The organism is Streptomyces sp. NPDC102467 (genome assembly GCF_044765445.1).
Taxonomy (GTDB): Bacteria; Actinomycetota; Actinomycetes; order Streptomycetales; family Streptomycetaceae; genus Streptomyces.
This window is the reverse complement of the sequence record NZ_JBIWKA010000003.1, coordinates 60,248-75,397: the sequence shown is the minus strand read 5'-3', so window position 1 is coordinate 75,397 and position 15,150 is coordinate 60,248. Positions and strand designations below refer to the sequence as shown.

19 protein-coding genes are annotated in these 15,150 nt (G+C 72.4%); 11 read left to right on the top strand and 8 right to left on the bottom strand.

What is annotated here, in order from left to right; all coding sequences use genetic code 11:
• Positions 1–116 precede the first annotated feature (116 nt).
• Positions 117–815 carry a copper homeostasis protein CutC gene (locus tag ACIREE_RS06235; protein WP_404147048.1) on the top strand — a complete coding sequence of 233 codons (699 nt, stop codon included), beginning with the start codon at positions 117–119 and terminating at the stop codon, positions 813–815.
• A gap of 210 nt (positions 816–1,025) precedes the next feature.
• Here the strand turns inward: ACIREE_RS06235 and ACIREE_RS06230 are convergent, their stop codons facing one another.
• The gene (locus ACIREE_RS06230) at positions 1,026–2,996 is read right to left on the bottom strand and encodes a HelD family protein (RefSeq protein ID WP_404148168.1); all 1,971 of its coding nucleotides are present in this window, start codon (positions 2,994–2,996) and stop codon (positions 1,026–1,028) included.
• A 373-nt stretch (positions 2,997–3,369) separates the two neighbouring features.
• Between ACIREE_RS06230 and ACIREE_RS06225 the strand changes: the two genes are divergently transcribed.
• A complete protein-coding gene (locus tag ACIREE_RS06225) occupies positions 3,370–3,492 on the top strand; it encodes a hypothetical protein (protein WP_404147045.1) in 123 nt (40 codons plus the stop codon).
• A 30-nt stretch (positions 3,493–3,522) separates the two neighbouring features.
• On the opposite strand, the gene ACIREE_RS06220 is transcribed toward ACIREE_RS06225, so the two are convergent.
• Complete coding sequence (locus ACIREE_RS06220) at positions 3,523–4,197, bottom strand: maleylpyruvate isomerase family mycothiol-dependent enzyme (RefSeq protein ID WP_404147043.1); 675 nt, start codon at positions 4,195–4,197, stop codon at positions 3,523–3,525.
• Between the two features lie 28 nt (positions 4,198–4,225).
• On the opposite strand from ACIREE_RS06220, the gene ACIREE_RS06215 reads away from it, so the two are divergent.
• Both ACIREE_RS06215 and ACIREE_RS06210 read left to right on the top strand, forming a co-directional pair.
• Entirely contained in the window at positions 4,226–4,903 is a 678-nt protein-coding gene (locus tag ACIREE_RS06215; RefSeq protein WP_404147041.1) for a hypothetical protein, read from the top strand.
• 164 nt (positions 4,904–5,067) lie between these two features.
• The gene (locus ACIREE_RS06210; protein WP_404147037.1) at positions 5,068–6,303 is read left to right on the top strand and encodes a Cmx/CmrA family chloramphenicol efflux MFS transporter; all 1,236 of its coding nucleotides are present in this window, start codon (positions 5,068–5,070) and stop codon (positions 6,301–6,303) included.
• On the opposite strand, the gene ACIREE_RS06205 is transcribed toward ACIREE_RS06210, so the two are convergent.
• Both ACIREE_RS06205 and ACIREE_RS06200 read right to left on the bottom strand, forming a co-directional pair.
• Positions 6,257–6,526 (bottom strand): DUF4031 domain-containing protein, encoded by a 270-nt coding sequence (locus ACIREE_RS06205; RefSeq protein ID WP_404147034.1) that lies wholly within the window; start codon positions 6,524–6,526, stop codon positions 6,257–6,259. The two genes, ACIREE_RS06210 and ACIREE_RS06205, sit on opposite strands and share 47 nt — an antisense overlap.
• A 55-nt stretch (positions 6,527–6,581) precedes the next feature.
• Complete coding sequence (locus tag ACIREE_RS06200; protein ID WP_404147031.1) at positions 6,582–6,962, bottom strand: hypothetical protein; 381 nt, start codon at positions 6,960–6,962, stop codon at positions 6,582–6,584.
• A gap of 122 nt (positions 6,963–7,084) precedes the next feature.
• On the opposite strand from ACIREE_RS06200, the gene ACIREE_RS06195 reads away from it, so the two are divergent.
• The 5 genes from ACIREE_RS06195 (at position 7,085) to ACIREE_RS06175 (ending at position 11,488) form a co-directional block, all read left to right on the top strand.
• Positions 7,085–8,014, top strand: coding sequence for a MurR/RpiR family transcriptional regulator (locus ACIREE_RS06195; protein WP_404147028.1), 930 nt, complete (start codon positions 7,085–7,087; stop codon positions 8,012–8,014).
• 327 nt (positions 8,015–8,341) lie between these two features.
• A complete protein-coding gene (gene murQ / locus ACIREE_RS06190; protein ID WP_404147025.1) occupies positions 8,342–9,313 on the top strand; it encodes an N-acetylmuramic acid 6-phosphate etherase in 972 nt (323 codons plus the stop codon).
• A gap of 49 nt (positions 9,314–9,362) precedes the next feature.
• Positions 9,363–10,880 (top strand): PTS transporter subunit EIIC, encoded by a 1,518-nt coding sequence (locus ACIREE_RS06185; RefSeq protein WP_404147022.1) that lies wholly within the window; start codon positions 9,363–9,365, stop codon positions 10,878–10,880.
• A gap of 99 nt (positions 10,881–10,979) precedes the next feature.
• The gene (locus ACIREE_RS06180) at positions 10,980–11,231 is read left to right on the top strand and encodes a type II toxin-antitoxin system Phd/YefM family antitoxin (RefSeq protein WP_404147019.1); all 252 of its coding nucleotides are present in this window, start codon (positions 10,980–10,982) and stop codon (positions 11,229–11,231) included.
• Positions 11,228–11,488, top strand: a complete 261-nt coding sequence (locus ACIREE_RS06175; protein WP_404147016.1) for a Txe/YoeB family addiction module toxin — start codon at positions 11,228–11,230, stop codon at positions 11,486–11,488. The genes ACIREE_RS06180 and ACIREE_RS06175 overlap by 4 nt, the downstream gene beginning before the upstream one ends.
• 145 nt (positions 11,489–11,633) lie before the next feature.
• Here the strand turns inward: ACIREE_RS06175 and ACIREE_RS06170 are convergent, their stop codons facing one another.
• The gene (locus ACIREE_RS06170; RefSeq protein WP_404147013.1) at positions 11,634–11,900 is read right to left on the bottom strand and encodes a hypothetical protein; all 267 of its coding nucleotides are present in this window, start codon (positions 11,898–11,900) and stop codon (positions 11,634–11,636) included.
• Between ACIREE_RS06170 and ACIREE_RS06165 the strand changes: the two genes are divergently transcribed.
• Positions 11,799–12,194: a DUF397 domain-containing protein gene (locus ACIREE_RS06165; RefSeq protein WP_404147010.1), complete on the top strand. Its 396-nt coding sequence runs from the start codon at positions 11,799–11,801 to the stop codon at positions 12,192–12,194. The genes ACIREE_RS06170 and ACIREE_RS06165 overlap by 102 nt on opposite strands.
• Before the next feature lie 4 nt (positions 12,195–12,198).
• Entirely contained in the window at positions 12,199–12,495 is a 297-nt protein-coding gene (locus ACIREE_RS06160; RefSeq protein WP_404147007.1) for a hypothetical protein, read from the top strand.
• 247 nt (positions 12,496–12,742) lie between these two features.
• On the opposite strand, the gene ACIREE_RS06155 is transcribed toward ACIREE_RS06160, so the two are convergent.
• The 3 genes from ACIREE_RS06155 to ACIREE_RS06145 form a co-directional block, all read right to left on the bottom strand.
• A complete protein-coding gene (locus ACIREE_RS06155; RefSeq protein ID WP_404147004.1) occupies positions 12,743–13,912 on the bottom strand; it encodes a hypothetical protein in 1,170 nt (389 codons plus the stop codon).
• Between the two features lie 127 nt (positions 13,913–14,039).
• A complete protein-coding gene (locus ACIREE_RS06150) occupies positions 14,040–14,486 on the bottom strand; it encodes a hypothetical protein (RefSeq protein WP_404147002.1) in 447 nt (148 codons plus the stop codon).
• The gene (locus ACIREE_RS06145) at positions 14,479–14,976 is read right to left on the bottom strand and encodes a SigE family RNA polymerase sigma factor (protein WP_404147000.1); all 498 of its coding nucleotides are present in this window, start codon (positions 14,974–14,976) and stop codon (positions 14,479–14,481) included. Before ACIREE_RS06145 ends, ACIREE_RS06150 begins: the two co-directional genes overlap by 8 nt.
• Between the last annotated feature and the right edge of the window lie 174 nt (positions 14,977–15,150).

Genomic DNA, 15,150 nt, shown 5'->3' with positions numbered 1-15,150 from the left:
GGCCCGACCGGCGGGTCAGGACAGCTGCGTTCACGGTGCACGCGGCGTAGGCTGGGCAGGACATTGGACTAGACCTATAGCCGGTACCCCGGGCAGGTCGTCTTGACAGGAGTCTCATGAGCAAGCGTGCAGTCCTGGAGGTGATCGCCCTCGACGCCGAGGACGCGATCGCCGCCCAGGCCGGGGGTGCGGACCGCCTGGAACTGGTCACCGACATGGCGGCGGACGGGCTGACGCCGTCGGTGGAGACGTTCACCGCGATCCGCGCCGCCGTGGACATCCGGCTGCGCGTGATGCTCCGCCTCGCGGACGGCTTCTCGGTGGGCGGCCCCGCGCAGGTGGACGCCCTGGTCACGGCCGCGCGGGCGCTGCGCGCCGCGGGTGCGGACGAGTTCGTGCTCGGGTTCCTGGACGAGCACGACGGCCCCGATCTGGTCGCCGTCGAGCGGATCGTGGCGGAGCTGGACGGCTGCCGGTGGACGTTCCACCGGGCCATCGACCGGGCCGCGGACCGGGATGCTCTGCGCAAGCAGCTGGCGGACCTGCCGGGGCTCGACACGTATCTGACGGCCGGATCGCCGGACGGCGTCGACGCGGGTCTCGAGGTGCTGATCGCGGAGGCGGCGCGCGCCGGAGACCCCGGGTACGAGCAGCAGCTCCTGGTAGGCGGCGGCCTCCGCCTGGAGCATGTGCCGGGCCTGCGGGCCGCCGGGATCTCGGCGTTCCACATCGGCGGTGCGTCGCGTCCCGCCGGCTGGGACGAGCCGGTTTCCGCGGACGCGGTGCGGGTCTGGCGCTCAGCCCTGGACGCCTGACGCGTCCGCTGGGTTGGGGCGCCGTTGGGGTGCGGGTCCGTATCGCGCGCCGTTGCAGGTCCGGATCGTGCGCGAGTGCCGCGCCATCGTGGTTGCTCGCGCAGTTCCCCGCGCCCCTGGCGGGGCCCCTGACCGGCCCCGCTCGTGTTCCGCCCCCGCGCCGTGGCCGAGACCGGAACGTGCGCGAGTGCCGCGCGCCGTTCCCCGTCCCTAGCGGGGTGCCAGCAGCTCCGGGAGCGGGGTCTCGTGCGTCACCGTCAGGCCGGAGACCGCTCGGGTCAGTGCTACGTACAGGCGGCGCAGGCCGGTTCGTTCGTCGGGCTCGGCGGAGACCAGCGCCGACGGCTCGTCCAGGACCACGTAGTCGTACTCCAGGCCCTTCGCCAGCGACGCCGGGACCAGCGTCAGCCGGGAGTCGGCCGTCGTCTCCTCGCCCGGGGCGAGATACGTGAGGCCCGCCTCCTCAAGGGCCGCGCCCAGCGCGGCGCAGCGCGCGTCCGCCGCGATCAGGCCCACCGAGCCCTCCTGCTCCAGCGCCCGCACACACGCGGCGACGACCTCCCCGGGGCCCGACACGGCCCGCACCTCGAACGCCCCGGGGTTCTCCCGGACCGACTCCACCGGGGCGAGGCCGGGTGCGATGGACGGCAGCAGCCGCGACGCGTACGTGATGACGTCCGTCGGCACCCGGAAACCGGCCGTCAGCTCCTCCACCACCGCGTCCGGCTTGCCGAGGTGGGCCAGCGCCTCGGCCCAACTCCGCGTCGCCCACGGCGTGGTGCCCTGCGCGAGATCCCCGAGAACCGTCACGGACCCGGTCGTCGCGCGCCGCCCCACCGCCCGGTACTGCATCGGCGACAGGTCCTGCGCCTCATCCAGGACGACGTGCCCGAGCGAGTGCGTGCGCGCGACGAGATCGCCCGCCTCGTCGATCAACACGGCATCCGCGGCGGACCACTTGGCGCTCTTCACGCTCCGCGCCGGCTTCACCCACAGCACGGCCTTCTGCTCCTCCGCGTCGAGCAGCCCGTCGGCGTGCTCGGCGAGGAATTCGGCGTCGGAGAGCAGCCGCAGCACCAGCTTGGCCGGGTCGACGGCGGGCCAGACCTGCTTCACCACGGCCTTCACCGCGGGGTTGCGCGCGACCGCGTCCTGCACCCGGTCGTCCGGGGCCTCGCCCGCCCGCTCCATCTGGACGAGCACGGCGTGCGCGATGCGCTGCGAGAGGGCGTCGCGCGCAGCCCCGTACCGCATGTCGCGCTCGCTCAACTCCCGTACGATCTCCGCCAGTTCGTACGACGCCACGCGCCAGCGGCGGGACCCGCGCACGACCACGACGCCCTCGGCCGGCTCCGTGATGTGCGAGCGCAGCGCCCGCCGGACCACCTCCGCCATCCGGGCGTCCCCCTTGATCAGGGCGGTCCCCGCGCTGTCCGTGCCCCGCACCTCCACCTGCGCGACGAGCTGGTCGACCGTCGCCTGCTTCACCTCCAACTCACCGAGCGCGGGCAGCACTTGCTCGATGTAGTGCAGGAAGGAACTGTTCGGCCCGATGACCAGCGTGCCGGTGCGGGCGAGCCGCTCGCGGTGCGCGTAGAGGAGATACGCGACGCGGTGCAGGCCCACGGCGGTCTTGCCGGTCCCGGGGCCGCCCTGCACGCACACCGACCCGGCGAGCCCGCTGCGCACGATCTCGTCCTGCTCGGGCTGGATGGTGGCGACGATGTCGCGCATCGGGCCGACGCGCGGCCGCTCGATCTCCTGCTGGAGCAGCTTGCTGGTCCGCTCCACCTCTCCCGGGTCGGAGAGATGCTCGTCCTCGTACGCGGTCAGCTCACCGCCGGTGTAACCGAACCTGCGGCGCAGCGCGACATCCAGCGGATCCTTCTTCGAGGCCCGGTAGAACGGCTGCGAGACCGGCGCACGCCAGTCGATGACCATCGGATCGCCGTCGCCGTCGTGCACATGCCGCCGCCCGATGTAGAACCGCTCACCGTCGGCCCCCTCGGCCAGCTCGACCCCCGGGGCGTGCAGGTAGTCGAGGCGGCCGAAGAACAACGGTGTGTGGCTCAGATCGGCGAGCGCCTTGATCCGCTCGTCGATCTGGCGCTGCAGCACCTCGGCGTTGACCCAGTTCGCGGTGACGTCGCGGATGTCGAGCGCCTCCGCGTCCTCCCGCATGGCGCGCAGCGCGGCCCGGGACGAGACGAGGTGCGCGCGCTCACGGTCGAGCGGCGAGAACGAGGGCGGGGGTGACGTGCTCACGGGTGGTGCCTCCGGCTCCGGGTACGCGAATGCGATGCGACGGGTCCGGCCGGTTTCCGACCGGTCGGCGGCGCTCCGGCTTCAGCGGTTCCGGTGAAGGGAGGCGGGCAAGACGCGCGAGTGTACGGGACGGGCGCGTGCCCGGGCCAACGAATTTGCCGCGCCCTGAGTCGTACCCGGAGCCCCAGGGCTCTCTCGGGGTCGGCATCCGCCGAAAGTCGTACCGCGACGACTCCGATTACCTCGCGGGACGGATGTGCGCGCGAGGCCGGAATCGCATTCTGGAGTCATGACTACTTCGAGCATCACGCGAGCAATCCGGGCCTTCGCGACGGCGGCGTTCAGCGTCGTCGTACTGGGCGACTCCGACCGTTCCCTGTACCGCGAGGCCGGGGTCGTCGAGCGGCACTGAACCCCGCTGCATTCGCTCACCCGAATTCGCTCAGCCGAACAGATTCAGTTCGGCCTCCCGGACCCCGGCCAGCTCGTACCGCACCCCCACCAAGGGCCGCCCCGCGTACAACCGCACCAGCGTCGCCGCATCCCCGATATACCGAGCGGGCGGCTTCTCCCCGTCGCGGGCCCCGAGCACGAGCGGCTCGTCCGATCCGTCCACGTCGGCGTGGAGCGCCACCTGCCCCCGCTCCCGGCTGATCCGCGCCAGCAGTTCGAGCGCCATCGGCAGCCGGTCCCCCGCGTACGCCCCGGGCTCGCCGAAGGCGTCCCGTACGTCCCCGGCGTGCACCCACTCCCCCAGGGCGACACCGTCGAGCACCCCGCCGGCCTTGGCGATGGCGGCACCCGCCCCCGTCATCCCCCGCTCCAGCTCGTCCACGATCTCCTGGTGCGACCGGCCCGCCCGCTCCGCGATGTCCCGGTCGTTGCACTCGGGGCTGAACACATCCCGCCCGAAGCGGCTCTCGACCACCCGCGTCAGCGCTGCCGAACAGTGCGCGAGCACAGCCCGCACGGTCCATCCCGGACACGCGGTCCGCAGCTCGAAATCCGCGTCGGGCCGCGCCCTCAACAGCGGTATAAGGGCGTCCCGTTCGGCCGCAAGGAGCCGTCCGGGCAGCTCGGGGTCACGCGCGTCGTCCCGTACTACGTCTGCAGTCATCGCCCCACGGTAGGGCTAGGGTCGGGGCATGACGTACGAGCACGACGAAGACCCGCGGGAACTGCGTGAGCGCTGGGCCCGCACCCTGCGCGCGACGACGGGCACCCCGGACATCGACCCGTACCCGTACGCCGACAATCTTCTGGCCCGCTGGTCCGAACCCCAGCGCAAGTACCACACGACCACCCACCTCGCCGCCGTCCTCGACCACATCGACGTACTGGAGGACCACGCGGACGACCCGGCGCTGGTGCGCCTGGCCGCCTGGTTCCATGACGCGGTGTACCGCCCGGACCGCTCCGAGAACGAGGAACGCTCCGCCGACCTGGCTGAACGCGCTCTGACGGAAGCCGGATTGACGGCTCATCAGGTAGCGGAGGTGGCCCGCCTGGTACGGCTCACCGTCTCGCACGACCCGGCCGACGGCGACGCCGACGGCGAGGCCCTGTGCGACGCCGACCTGGCGATCCTGGCCGCTGCCCCCGAGGCGTACGCCGCCTACACCAAGGCGGTCCGCGAGGAGTACGCCTTCGTGCCCGACGAGGCGTTCCGCGAGGGCAGAGCGGCCATCCTGCGTCAACTCCTGGACCTGCCACGGCTGTTCCGCACGCCGTACGGGACGTCGCACTGGGAGGCCACGGCCCGGGAGAACCTCACGACGGAACTCGACCTCCTGGGAACACCTGACCAGGATCGGGAGAAGTAGCGGGAGAAGTAGCGGGAGCGCCTAGGGACCGGGAACCGGGGGGCGGGAGCCGGGAGACCTGGAGACCGGGAGCCGGGGGAATGCCACCCCCACTCCCCCGGTTGACCCCTTACATGCCGCCAAATCCCACCCCCACCAGCGCGCCCATCCGTACTCCCACCCGCATGCCCCTGGCCGTCTACATCCTCGGCCTCAGCGTCTTCGCCCTCGGCACGAGCGAGTTCATGCTCTCCGGGCTGCTCCCGGCGGTCGCCGACGACATGGACGTCACGATCCCGCAGGCGGGCCTGCTGATCTCGGCGTTCGCGATCGGCATGGTGGTGGGCGCCCCGCTCCTCGCCGTGGCGACGCTGCGCCTGCCCCGCCGCACGACCCTGATCACGCTCATCTCCCTGTTCGGCCTGGGCCAGATCGCGGGCGCGCTCGCCCCGACCTACGCGATCCTGTTCGCGTCCCGCGTCGTCTCCGCGCTGGCCTGCGCCGGTTTCTGGGCGGTGGGCGCGGCGGTCGCCATCGCCATGGTTCCGGTGAACCAGCGGGCCCGCGCGATGGCCGTGATGATCGGCGGCCTCTCGGTCGCGAACGTCCTCGGCGTCCCGGTGGGCGCCTTCCTCGGCGACGGGCTCGGCTGGCGCGCGGCGTTCTGGGCGGTGGGCGCGGCCTCGGCGATCGCCCTCGTCGGCATCGTCACGCTCGTCCCGCCCATTCCGGTACCGGCCGAACGCCCGCAGCTGAGGCGGGAGCTGACCATCTACCGGGACCGCCAGGTGTGGCTCTCCATCGCGATCACCGCGCTCGCCGCGGGCGGCGTCTTCTGCGCGTTCAGCTACCTCTCACCGCTCCTCACCGATGTCGCCGGGCTGCCGGAGGGCTGGGTCCCCGGGGTCCTCGCCCTGTTCGGCATCGGCGCCCTGACCGGCACGGTGATCGGCGGCCGGATCGCGGACGCGCACCTTTTCGGGGTGCTGCTGACCGGCATCACGGCGTCGACCGCCTTCCTGGCCGCGCTCGCCGTGCTCGGTCACATCGAGATCGCGGCGGTGGCCCTGTCCTTCCTGCTGGGCCTGTCCGCCTTCTATACGGCCCCGGCCCTCAACGCCCGTATGTTCAACGTCGCGGGCGCTGCCCCCACCCTGGCCGGCGCCACCACGACCGCCGCCTTCAACCTCGGCAACACGGGCGGCCCCTGGCTCGGCGGCACGGTCATCGACGCCGATCTCGGCTACCCGGCCACCGCGTGGGCGGGCGGCGCGATGACGGTGATCGCGCTGGCGCTCACCGCGGTGTCGCTGCGGCTGCACCGGCGGACGCCCTCGAAGGTCGTGGCGGGGTCGGCGGCGGAGACCGCGCCGCTCACGCGGCCCGCCGGTGCTTCGGTCTCCTCAGCCCCGCGGCCGTGATCCTGCGCACGAGTTCCTTCGAGCCGATCTCGACAGCTCCCGAGCGCACCGCGTCCTCGTACCGGTGCGACGGGATGTCGTAGTGGTCGCGCTCGAAGGCGCGCGGCGGAGCCCCCAACTGCTCGGCGAATTCGTGGAGTTCGGCGAACGAGACATCGCTGACCAGATGTGACCACATACGGCCGTGCCCCGGCCAGTTCGGCGGATCTATATAGACCGTCATCTCGTCACCCCGGGTACGCCGCACATCCCGCTGCCCCGCGCACCCCGTCTCCCCATTACCCCGTCACCGTGCCCAGCGATCCCACCGGCGCCACCACGACGCCCGCCTCCGAGCACACCCAGTGCGGGTCGGCACCCAGCTCGGGTTCGACGTCCAGGGCGTGCGGGCCCTCCGAGCCCGAGCCGGGGCCGCACACCGGGCACAGCGGCCAGCGGCCGCGCCGCTCCAGGAGCCCGTCCTTGACGTCCTGGGCGACGAGCCCGGCGACGTACGCGACACCCTCCGGCCACTGCTCGACCCACCAGCGGCGGGAGGTTATCGACTCCTCGACGAGCGAGACGACGTCCGGGTCGGCGACGTCCACCGCTTTCAGATCCGCGAGCACGAGCGCGCGGGCCGCGTGCAGGGCCTGCTCCAGGGGGCTGATGGTGTCCATGCCCCCAATTGTGCGCCCCGCCGGCCGCGGCATGTGAGTCGTGTGTGAGCCGCGCGACAGAACCGCGTGAGGGCACCGAAGGACTCTTGACCGACCCCCGTTTTGAAAATATCTTTCAGAACGTGAGCAATGACGTGAAGGAAAGTTTCTCAAGCGACGCGCCGCCCGCCCCCGCGGCCCTCGCGGCCAAGGTGCGCACCCTCGCGCCCTCGATGACGCGCTCCATGCAGCGGGTCGCCGAGGCCGTCGCCGCCGACCCGGCCGGCTGCGCGGCCCTCACGGTCACCGGCCTCGCCGAGCTCACCGGCACGAGCGAGGCGACGGTGGTCCGCACCGCCCGCATCCTCGGCTACCCCGGCTACCGGGACCTGCGCCTCGCGCTCGCCGGGCTCGCCGCCCAGCAGCAGTCGGGCCGGGCCCCCGCCGTCACCGCCGACATCGCCGTCGACGACCCGATCGCCGACGTGGTGGCCAAGCTCGCCTACGACGAACAGCAGACGCTCGCCGACACCGCGGCCGGCCTGGACACCGTGCAGCTGGGTGCGGCCGTGAACGCGCTCGCGGGCGCCCGCCGCGTCGACGTGTACGGCGTCGGCGCGTCCGGCCTCGTCGCCCAGGACCTCGCGCAGAAGCTGCTGCGCATCGGTCAGGTCGCCCACGCGCACTCCGACCCGCACCTGGCGATCACCAACGCGGTGACCCTGCGCTCCGGCGACGTCGCCGTCTCCATCACGCACTCCGGCGCCACCAGTGACGTGATCGAACCGCTCCGTGTCGCCTTCGAGCACGGCGCGACGACGATAGCCATCACCGGTCGGCCCGACGGCCCCGTCTCGCAGTACGCCGACCACCTCCTCACCACGTCCATCGCCCGCGAGAGCGAGCTGCGGCCCGCCGCGATGTCGTCCCGCACGAGCCAGCTCCTCGTCGTGGACTGCCTGTTCGTCGGCGTCGCCCAGCGGTCCTACGAGACGGCGGCACCGGCCCTGGCCGCCTCGTACGAGGCCCTGGCCCACCGCCACCGGGCCGCTCCGCGGGGGAGCCGGTCGTGAGCGCGGGGCGCTGCTGCACCGGTCCCGTCCGTGGCCGGTCGACCGCGAGCCGGTGGGGGCTGGTCGCGCCCACGCGGCGGAGCCGCACATGTCACAGCCCCGCGCCCCTGAGATGCGCACTGCGTGCGCCATCTCAAGGACGCGCCTAAAACACGCGCCCTCCTGGAGCAGCGGCGAAGCCGCATGCTCCAGGGGCGCGGGGAACTGCGCGAGAAGTCCCCACCGGGCCGCACCCGGCAACGAGCCCGCACCCGGCAGACGCCACCCCACCCCGACGCACCCCACACCCGTCACCCCACCCGCCGCACCGGAAAGAGCCGACCGAACATGACCACCACCGACGCCACCGGCGCCACTCCCGCTGCCGAAGGCGACTACAGCGAACTCCGGGCCCAGCTGGCCACCCTCACCACCGAGGCCTTCCGGCCCGAGCTCGCCGAGATCGACCAGCAGTCCACCCTGGAGATCGCGAAGATCATGAACGGCGAGGACGCCACCGTCCCCACCGCCGTCGCGGCCCAGCTGCCGCGGATCGCCGCCGCGATCGACGGCACGGCCGAGCGCATGGCGCGCGGCGGCCGGCTGATCTACGCGGGCGCCGGCACGGCCGGGCGGCTCGGAGTGCTGGACGCGTCGGAGTGCCCGCCCACCTTCAACACCGACCCGGGCGAGGTCCTCGGCCTGATCGCGGGCGGCCCGTCGGCGATGATCACCGCGGTCGAGGGCGCCGAGGACTCCAAGGAGCTGGCGGCCGAGGACCTGGACGCCCTGAAGCTGACGGCGGACGACGTGGTCGTCGGCATCTCCGCCTCGGGCCGCACCCCGTACGCGATCGGCGCCGTCGAGCACGCGCGCGGCGGTGTCGGCGCGCTCACCATCGGCCTGTCCTGCAACGCGGACAGCGCCCTCGCGGCCGCAGCGGACCACGGCATCGAGGTCGTCGTCGGCCCGGAGCTGCTCACCGGCTCCACCCGGCTGAAGGCGGGCACGGCGCAGAAGCTCGTCCTCAACATGCTGTCGACGATCACCATGATCCGGCTCGGCAAGACGTACGGGAACCTGATGGTCGACGTACGCGCGTCCAACGAGAAGCTGCGGGCCCGCTCCCGCCGCATCGTCTCCCTGGCCACGGGCGCCGAAGACGCCGCCATCGAGGCCGCACTCGCCGCGACCGACGGGGAGGTGAAGAACGCGATCCTCGTCGTCCTCGGCGAGGTCGACGGGCCCACGGCGGCCCGCCTGCTGGCCGACTCCGACGGCCACCTGCGTGCCGCGCTCGCCGCGGCCGCCACCTCCTGACCCCACCCCGGTACTTCCGTACTCCCGTACAGAGCAAGGCACCACGCACATGACCGAGAACAAGAACCGCGCCATCGCCGCCGCGATCCTCCCGCTCGTCGGCGGCGCAGCGAACGTCACTTCCGTCGTCCACTGCATGACCCGGCTCCGCCTGGGCCTGGCCGACCGCTCGCTCGTCCAGGACGAGGCGCTGAAGGCGCTGCCCGATGTCATGGGCGTGGTCGAGGACGAGACGTACCAGATCGTCCTCGGCCCGGGGAAGGTCGCCCGGGTCACCCCCGAGTTCGAGGCGCTGGTGGCCGAGGCCGACGTCCCGGCCGCCGCCCCCGCCCCCGCGCACACCACGACAGCCGATGAACTGGCCGACCGGGGGGCCGAGTTGAAGGCGGCGCGCAAGGCGAAGAACGCCACGCCCCTCAAGCTCTTCCTGCGCCGGATCGCCAACATCTTCGTGCCGCTGATCCCGGCCCTGATCGGCTGCGGCATCATCGCCGGCATCAACGGGCTGCTGATCAACCTGGAGTGGCTGCCCGGCGTCACCCCCGCCCTCGCCGCGATCGCCTCCGGCTTCATGGCGCTCATCGCGGTCTTCGTCGGCTACAACACGGCGAAGGAGTTCGGCGGCACCCCGATCCTCGGCGGCGCGGTCGCGGCGATCATCGTGTACGCGGGCGTCGCGAACATCACCGCGTTCGGCCAGAAGCTGAGCCCGGGCCAGGGCGGTGTCCTCGGCGCGCTGGGCGCGGCGGTCCTCGCCGTCTACGTCGAGAAATGGTGCCGCAAGTGGGTCCCCGAGGCGGTCGACGTCCTCGTCACACCCACCCTCACGGTACTGATCTCCGGCCTGGTCACGATCTTCGGTCTGATGTACGTCGCCGGTGAGATCTCCACCGGTATCGGCACGGCGGCCAACTGGCTCCTGGACAACACGGGCGCGTTCGCGGGCCTGGTCCTGGGCGGCCTCTTCCTCCCCCTCGTCATGCTGGGCCTGCACCAGGCCCTGATCCCCATCCACACCACCCTCATCGAGCAGCAGGGCTTCACGGTCCTCCTCCCGATCCTGGCGATGGCGGGCGCGGGCCAGGTCGGCTGCGCGATCGCGGTCTTCAAGCGCCTCAAGCACAACAAGTCGATCCGGAAGACGATCAAGTCGGCGCTCCCGGCAGGCTTCCTGGGCGTCGGCGAACCCCTCATCTACGGTGTCTCGCTCCCCCTGGGCCGCCCCTTCATCACGGCGTGCGTCGGTGGCGCGGCGGGCGGCGCGTTCATCGGCTTCTTCTCGATGCTCGGCGACAAGGTCGGCTCGACGGCCATCGGCCCGTCCGGCTGGGCCCTGTTCCCCCTCCTCAAGGGCAACCACGGCCTGGGCACCACCTGCCTGATCTACGGCGGCGGCCTCCTGATCGGCTACGTCGTCGGCTTCCTGGCCACGTACTTCTTCGGCTTCAGCAAGCAGATGCTGGTCGAGCTGAACGCGGACGCCGAAAACACGTCCGCGGGCGAGTCTCCGACGGCCCGCGCGGAGTCCACCCCGGACGCCCCGACCCCGGAACCGGCGAAGGTCTGATTCTCGCGCTCGCACGTGTGGCCTTGCCTCACGACCCTCTCGCACGTACGCTTTCCTGTACGTACAGGAAAGCGTACGTGCACACTCGAGGAGGCTGCGATGCGCACCATGACCTACACCGAGTCGCGGGCGAAGTACGCCGAGACGCTCAACGCAGTCGTGGACGACCGCGAGGAAGTAATAGTGACTCGCGCGGGCCACGACCCCGTCGTGATCGTCGCGCTCGACGAGTACGAGTCCCTGAAGGAGACGGCGTACCTGCTACGCAGCCCAGAGAACGCGCGACGGCTATTGGCCTCCATCGAACGCCTGGAGAACGGCGGCGGCACGGTCAGGGAGCTCGCTGAGTGAAGTTCGTCTGGGATGAGTCCCCCTGGCAGGACTACATTTGGTGGCAGGCCCAAGACCGCAAGATCGTCAAACGGATCAACGCCCTCCTCCAGCACATCGCCCACAATGGCAACGAGGGCATCGGCAAACCGGAGCCATTGAGGCACGGCTTCCAGGGTTACTGGTCCCGCCGAATCACCGACGAACACCGCCTCCTGTACAAGATTGTCGACGACGAGATCCGCATCGCCGGTTGCAGGTACCGCTACGAGCGGTGACCTCCTGAGCACCTGACCCGCTCACGGCAGCCGCCCCTCCTGATTGACCCACCGCACCCGCGGCCGCAGTTGCACGCATCCGCCCTCGCGGCCATCACCTGCCCGACGCGCCCGTCCCGTCTGTCGATCACGTACGGGCCGAGACTCATCGCGCGTTCCTCTCGTGCAGCACCGCGACCATCCGCATCGCCGTGTCCAGGTTCACGCACCCCGGGTCCACCAGCGGATACGCGGCCTCCCCCGCCGCCGACACGGGGTCGACCCGCAGCCAAGGCGGCAGCGCCCCCAACACGCCCAGCTCCGCCCGCAGTTGCCCACCTGGCACAAGTCCACCCACAGCGGCGGCGAGGGCAGCAACCGCCTCGCCGCCACCGACACCCCCGGACTCGTCCCGGCCCGCGACTCCAAGCACCCCTCCGACCCGAAGCCCGGGCCGGCGCGCGGCAACGAGTGGTGGACGGCGTACGCGGCACACCCGGCCACCCCGAGGCCCTGCCCGGCGGCGTCTGCGCCCTGTGCCGAGGCGCCCGCCCCGGCTACCGGGCCCCCGCCCCTCTCACCCCGGAAACCGTCCGCTCCCACGCGTCGGAAGTGCGCAGCGCGATGTGGTCCGGGCGGGAAAGAACGTGGGCATGGCCCCGCACCGGCCCCCGGGCCCGCCCGGCCCCGCTCCACATGCGGCGGGCCCCGCCCTCCCCCATCCTGACCCCATGGCTGAGAGCACCCTTTCGAAAATCTCCTGGACCGAGTTCCGCCCCGAGCGGCGGCGCCTTGTCGCGGGCGCCGCGCTGACCGGCGCGGGCATGCTCGTCGCCACGGCGGGCGTCGGCGTACTGGTCTACGAGCTCGCCCGCGCGGGCCGCACCTGGACCGGAAGCTGGGGCGTGCCGCCCGCCGAGCTGGCGTCCCGGACCATGCACCAGGCGCAGACCGCGGCCCAGAGCGCGGCCCAGGCCGGCCGCGACGCCTGGAGCAGCTACGAGGAGTCGCCGCTCCGGCGCCGCTAAATGTACTGATCACGAGCGCTGTGGGCGCTGGTGATCAATACACCTAGGGCCCTTCTGACGGATCTCCGTGAGGGAAGGAGCGGCGTAGTGGGGTCTCCCCTGCTCGAACGGAGTGGAGAGCTTGGGGAAGCGTGCGCTCGGGGTGCGGTGTGAAGGGTCATGTGGCGGAGCCACCTGTCCCTTTGCGCCGTGCGCCGAGGGTGCGTGCCGGGCGTCGTGACGCCGCGGAGATCCGTCAGAAGGGCCCTTAGCCCGCCCAGCGGCCCGACAGGAACGCCACCGCGTACAGCGTGGACAGCGGGGCCAGGACGCACAGGCAGACGTACGTCGCCCGCTGGCTGCGCAGCGTCCACGCGGCCAGGCCCGCCCACAGCGGCCACCACAGCAGCGTCGCGCGCGGCACCGACGTGTACCAGTAGGACGTGCCGAGCGCCCACAGCGTCAGCGCCACGTACGTGGCCTCGGCCCAGCGGCGGCCGCGCAGCAGCCGGGCGAGCAGGCCGAGGCCGAGCAGCGTCGCGACCAGTTCGGCCTGGCACGCGAGCGCGTACCCGGTGGCGTAGTTCCCGTCGAAGGCCGCGTTCCAGGTGGTCGCCCACGCTTCCCACGGCCAGTGGAACGTGCGGTACCAGCCGCGTTCCTGCGCGTGCTTCCACGCCATCCAGTCGCCGGTCCTGGCATGCAGATACGCCGTGTACGCGAGTACCGGCACGGCGGGCAGCGTCAGCCAGGGCAGCCGCCGCCACGGACGCGACGGAGCGTGCGTCACCAGGAACTGCACCAGCAACGCCGCCACGAGGAAGAGCCCGCTGATCCGTACCGTGGTCGCGCCCGCGGTGAGCAGCCCCGCGAGGGCCCAGTTCCCGCGCCGCGCCGCGAGCCACGCGGGCAGGGCGAGCGCGAGGAACAGCGACTCGGTGTACCCGGCGGCCAGGAACACCGCGCACGGCGAGAGCAGCAGAAGCAGTACGGCCCGGCCGCCGACCAGGCCGCCCGCGATGCGCGCGAGAGCCAGCACGGCGACGCCGCCCGACACGAACGAGATCAGCAGCCCGGCGAGCGTCCAGTCGGGGACGACGACGTGGACGGCGCGCAGCACGAGCGGGAACCCCGGGAAGAACGCCTCGGAGTTGGCGTCACCGTGGAAATACCCGTACTCGGCGATGGTCCGGTAATGCGCCCAGTCCCACTGCTGCCACACCGAGAGCAGCGGCCGCGCCCGCTTGACGTCCGGGCCGCCGACGGGGAAGAGCCGGGCCACGCAGTACGCCGTCACGAGGAGCCCGGCCCGGGTGAGGACGTAGGTCCGCAGCACCGTCCGGTCGAGGGGGGTCAGCCGGCGCAACGGCCTTTGTGCGGCGGGTAGTTGCTGTCGTACGGGTGGTGCTGGGGGTATGTCCAGAAGGGCTGCGGGCATACGCGAACTCCGTTTCGGGCCGTGCGGGACCGCCCGGCGGCGCGTCACGCGTGCGCGGCCGGCGGTTCAGGGGCGGTGAGGGGCTAGGTGTATTGACCCGCAGGGTTGTTGACGCGGGTCAATACACCTAGGGCGCGGACGTGGGCGCGTCCGTCGGCGTACCGGAGGGCGGGCTCGTCCCTTGCCTGGTCGGCGGCGGCGTCGTCCGCACCGACCCCGGCACCGACGGCGAGTCCGAGGACGTAGAGGTGGAGGACGTAGAGGTGGCGGACGACGTCGGAGTGGCGGGCGGCGTGGACGGCGGGCCGGACGACGGCGCCGGCGTCGGCTCCCCGGTGTCGGCGGGCCGGACCGTGCGCGGCCCGTCCGCCATGAGCCCGGCGGCCACGGTGCCACCGGTACCGGCGCACAGCACGACCGCGGCGGCCGCGGCGACGGTGAACCGGCGGCGCCGCAGCCGGTCGCCGCGGGCCCGGATCACCACCCCGGGCCGGGGCACGGACCCCCGCTGCCCGGACGCGGCCAGTTCCTTGAGCGCCTCGGCAAGGCCGGGCTCGTCGCGGGCTTCAGTCACGGTGCGCCTCCTGCGCGCGAGGGTCCTGCATACGGCCGGCCAGCGCGGCCCGGCCCCGGGACAGATGCGTCTTCACGGTGCCGGTGGAGAGCCCGGTCTCGCCCGCCACCTGCTCGACGGAGAGATCGCAGATGTAGTGCAGGGCGACGACCCTGCGCTGCTGGGCGGAGAGCCCTCTCAGCGCTTCGACGAGCGCGACGGATCCGGGCTCGGGCGCGCCCACGGAGGGTGCTCCGCCGTGCCGCAGCCAGGCCTGCTCGCTGCGCCGCAGCCCTCGGTGGCGCCGCAGCGCGAGCCGCCAGGCCACGGTCCGTATCCATGCTTCGGGCGCGGCTTCCCGGTCGAGCCGCCCGCGCCGGCTCCACGCCTTCACGAACGCCTCCTGCACGACGTCCTGCGCCTCCTGCCGGTCGCCGAGCATCACGTACAGCTGCCCGGTGAGCCGCCCGACCGCATGGGCGTAGAACTCCTCGAACTCCTCAGCGGTCACTCCCGTGCTCCCCGTGCTCCCGGCCGTCGTGCTGTCGTGATCTTTAGACCTGGCGGCCCCGAACCGGTTGACACTCAGGGGCAGAAATTTTCGAACGGCGCGCGGCCGGGAAACGCCCGAGGGCGGCACCCCCTCCAGAAGAGGAAGTGCCGCCCTCGGTACGAACAGACGAGC

What these genes read in the sequence shown, in the direction of transcription:
- ACIREE_RS06235 (WP_404147048.1), top strand. Translation starts at nt 117, where the DNA reads ATGAGCAAGCGTGCAGTCCTGGAGGTGATCGCCCTCGACGCCGAGGAC.
- ACIREE_RS06230 (WP_404148168.1), bottom strand. Translation starts at nt 2,996, where the DNA reads ATGCGGGAGGACGCGGAGGCGCTCGACATCCGCGACGTCACCGCGAAC.
- ACIREE_RS06225 (WP_404147045.1), top strand. Translation starts at nt 3,370, where the DNA reads ATGACTACTTCGAGCATCACGCGAGCAATCCGGGCCTTCGCGACGGCG.
- ACIREE_RS06220 (WP_404147043.1), bottom strand. Translation starts at nt 4,197, where the DNA reads ATGACTGCAGACGTAGTACGGGACGACGCGCGTGACCCCGAGCTGCCC.
- ACIREE_RS06215 (WP_404147041.1), top strand. Translation starts at nt 4,226, where the DNA reads ATGACGTACGAGCACGACGAAGACCCGCGGGAACTGCGTGAGCGCTGG.
- ACIREE_RS06210 (WP_404147037.1), top strand. Translation starts at nt 5,068, where the DNA reads ATGCCCCTGGCCGTCTACATCCTCGGCCTCAGCGTCTTCGCCCTCGGC.
- ACIREE_RS06205 (WP_404147034.1), bottom strand. Translation starts at nt 6,526, where the DNA reads ATGACGGTCTATATAGATCCGCCGAACTGGCCGGGGCACGGCCGTATG.
- ACIREE_RS06200 (WP_404147031.1), bottom strand. Translation starts at nt 6,962, where the DNA reads ATGGACACCATCAGCCCCCTGGAGCAGGCCCTGCACGCGGCCCGCGCG.
- murQ (WP_404147025.1), top strand. Translation starts at nt 8,342, where the DNA reads ATGACCACCACCGACGCCACCGGCGCCACTCCCGCTGCCGAAGGCGAC.
- ACIREE_RS06185 (WP_404147022.1), top strand. Translation starts at nt 9,363, where the DNA reads ATGACCGAGAACAAGAACCGCGCCATCGCCGCCGCGATCCTCCCGCTC.
- ACIREE_RS06180 (WP_404147019.1), top strand. Translation starts at nt 10,980, where the DNA reads ATGCGCACCATGACCTACACCGAGTCGCGGGCGAAGTACGCCGAGACG.
- ACIREE_RS06160 (WP_404147007.1), top strand. Translation starts at nt 12,199, where the DNA reads ATGGCTGAGAGCACCCTTTCGAAAATCTCCTGGACCGAGTTCCGCCCC.
- ACIREE_RS06155 (WP_404147004.1), bottom strand. Translation starts at nt 13,912, where the DNA reads ATGCCCGCAGCCCTTCTGGACATACCCCCAGCACCACCCGTACGACAG.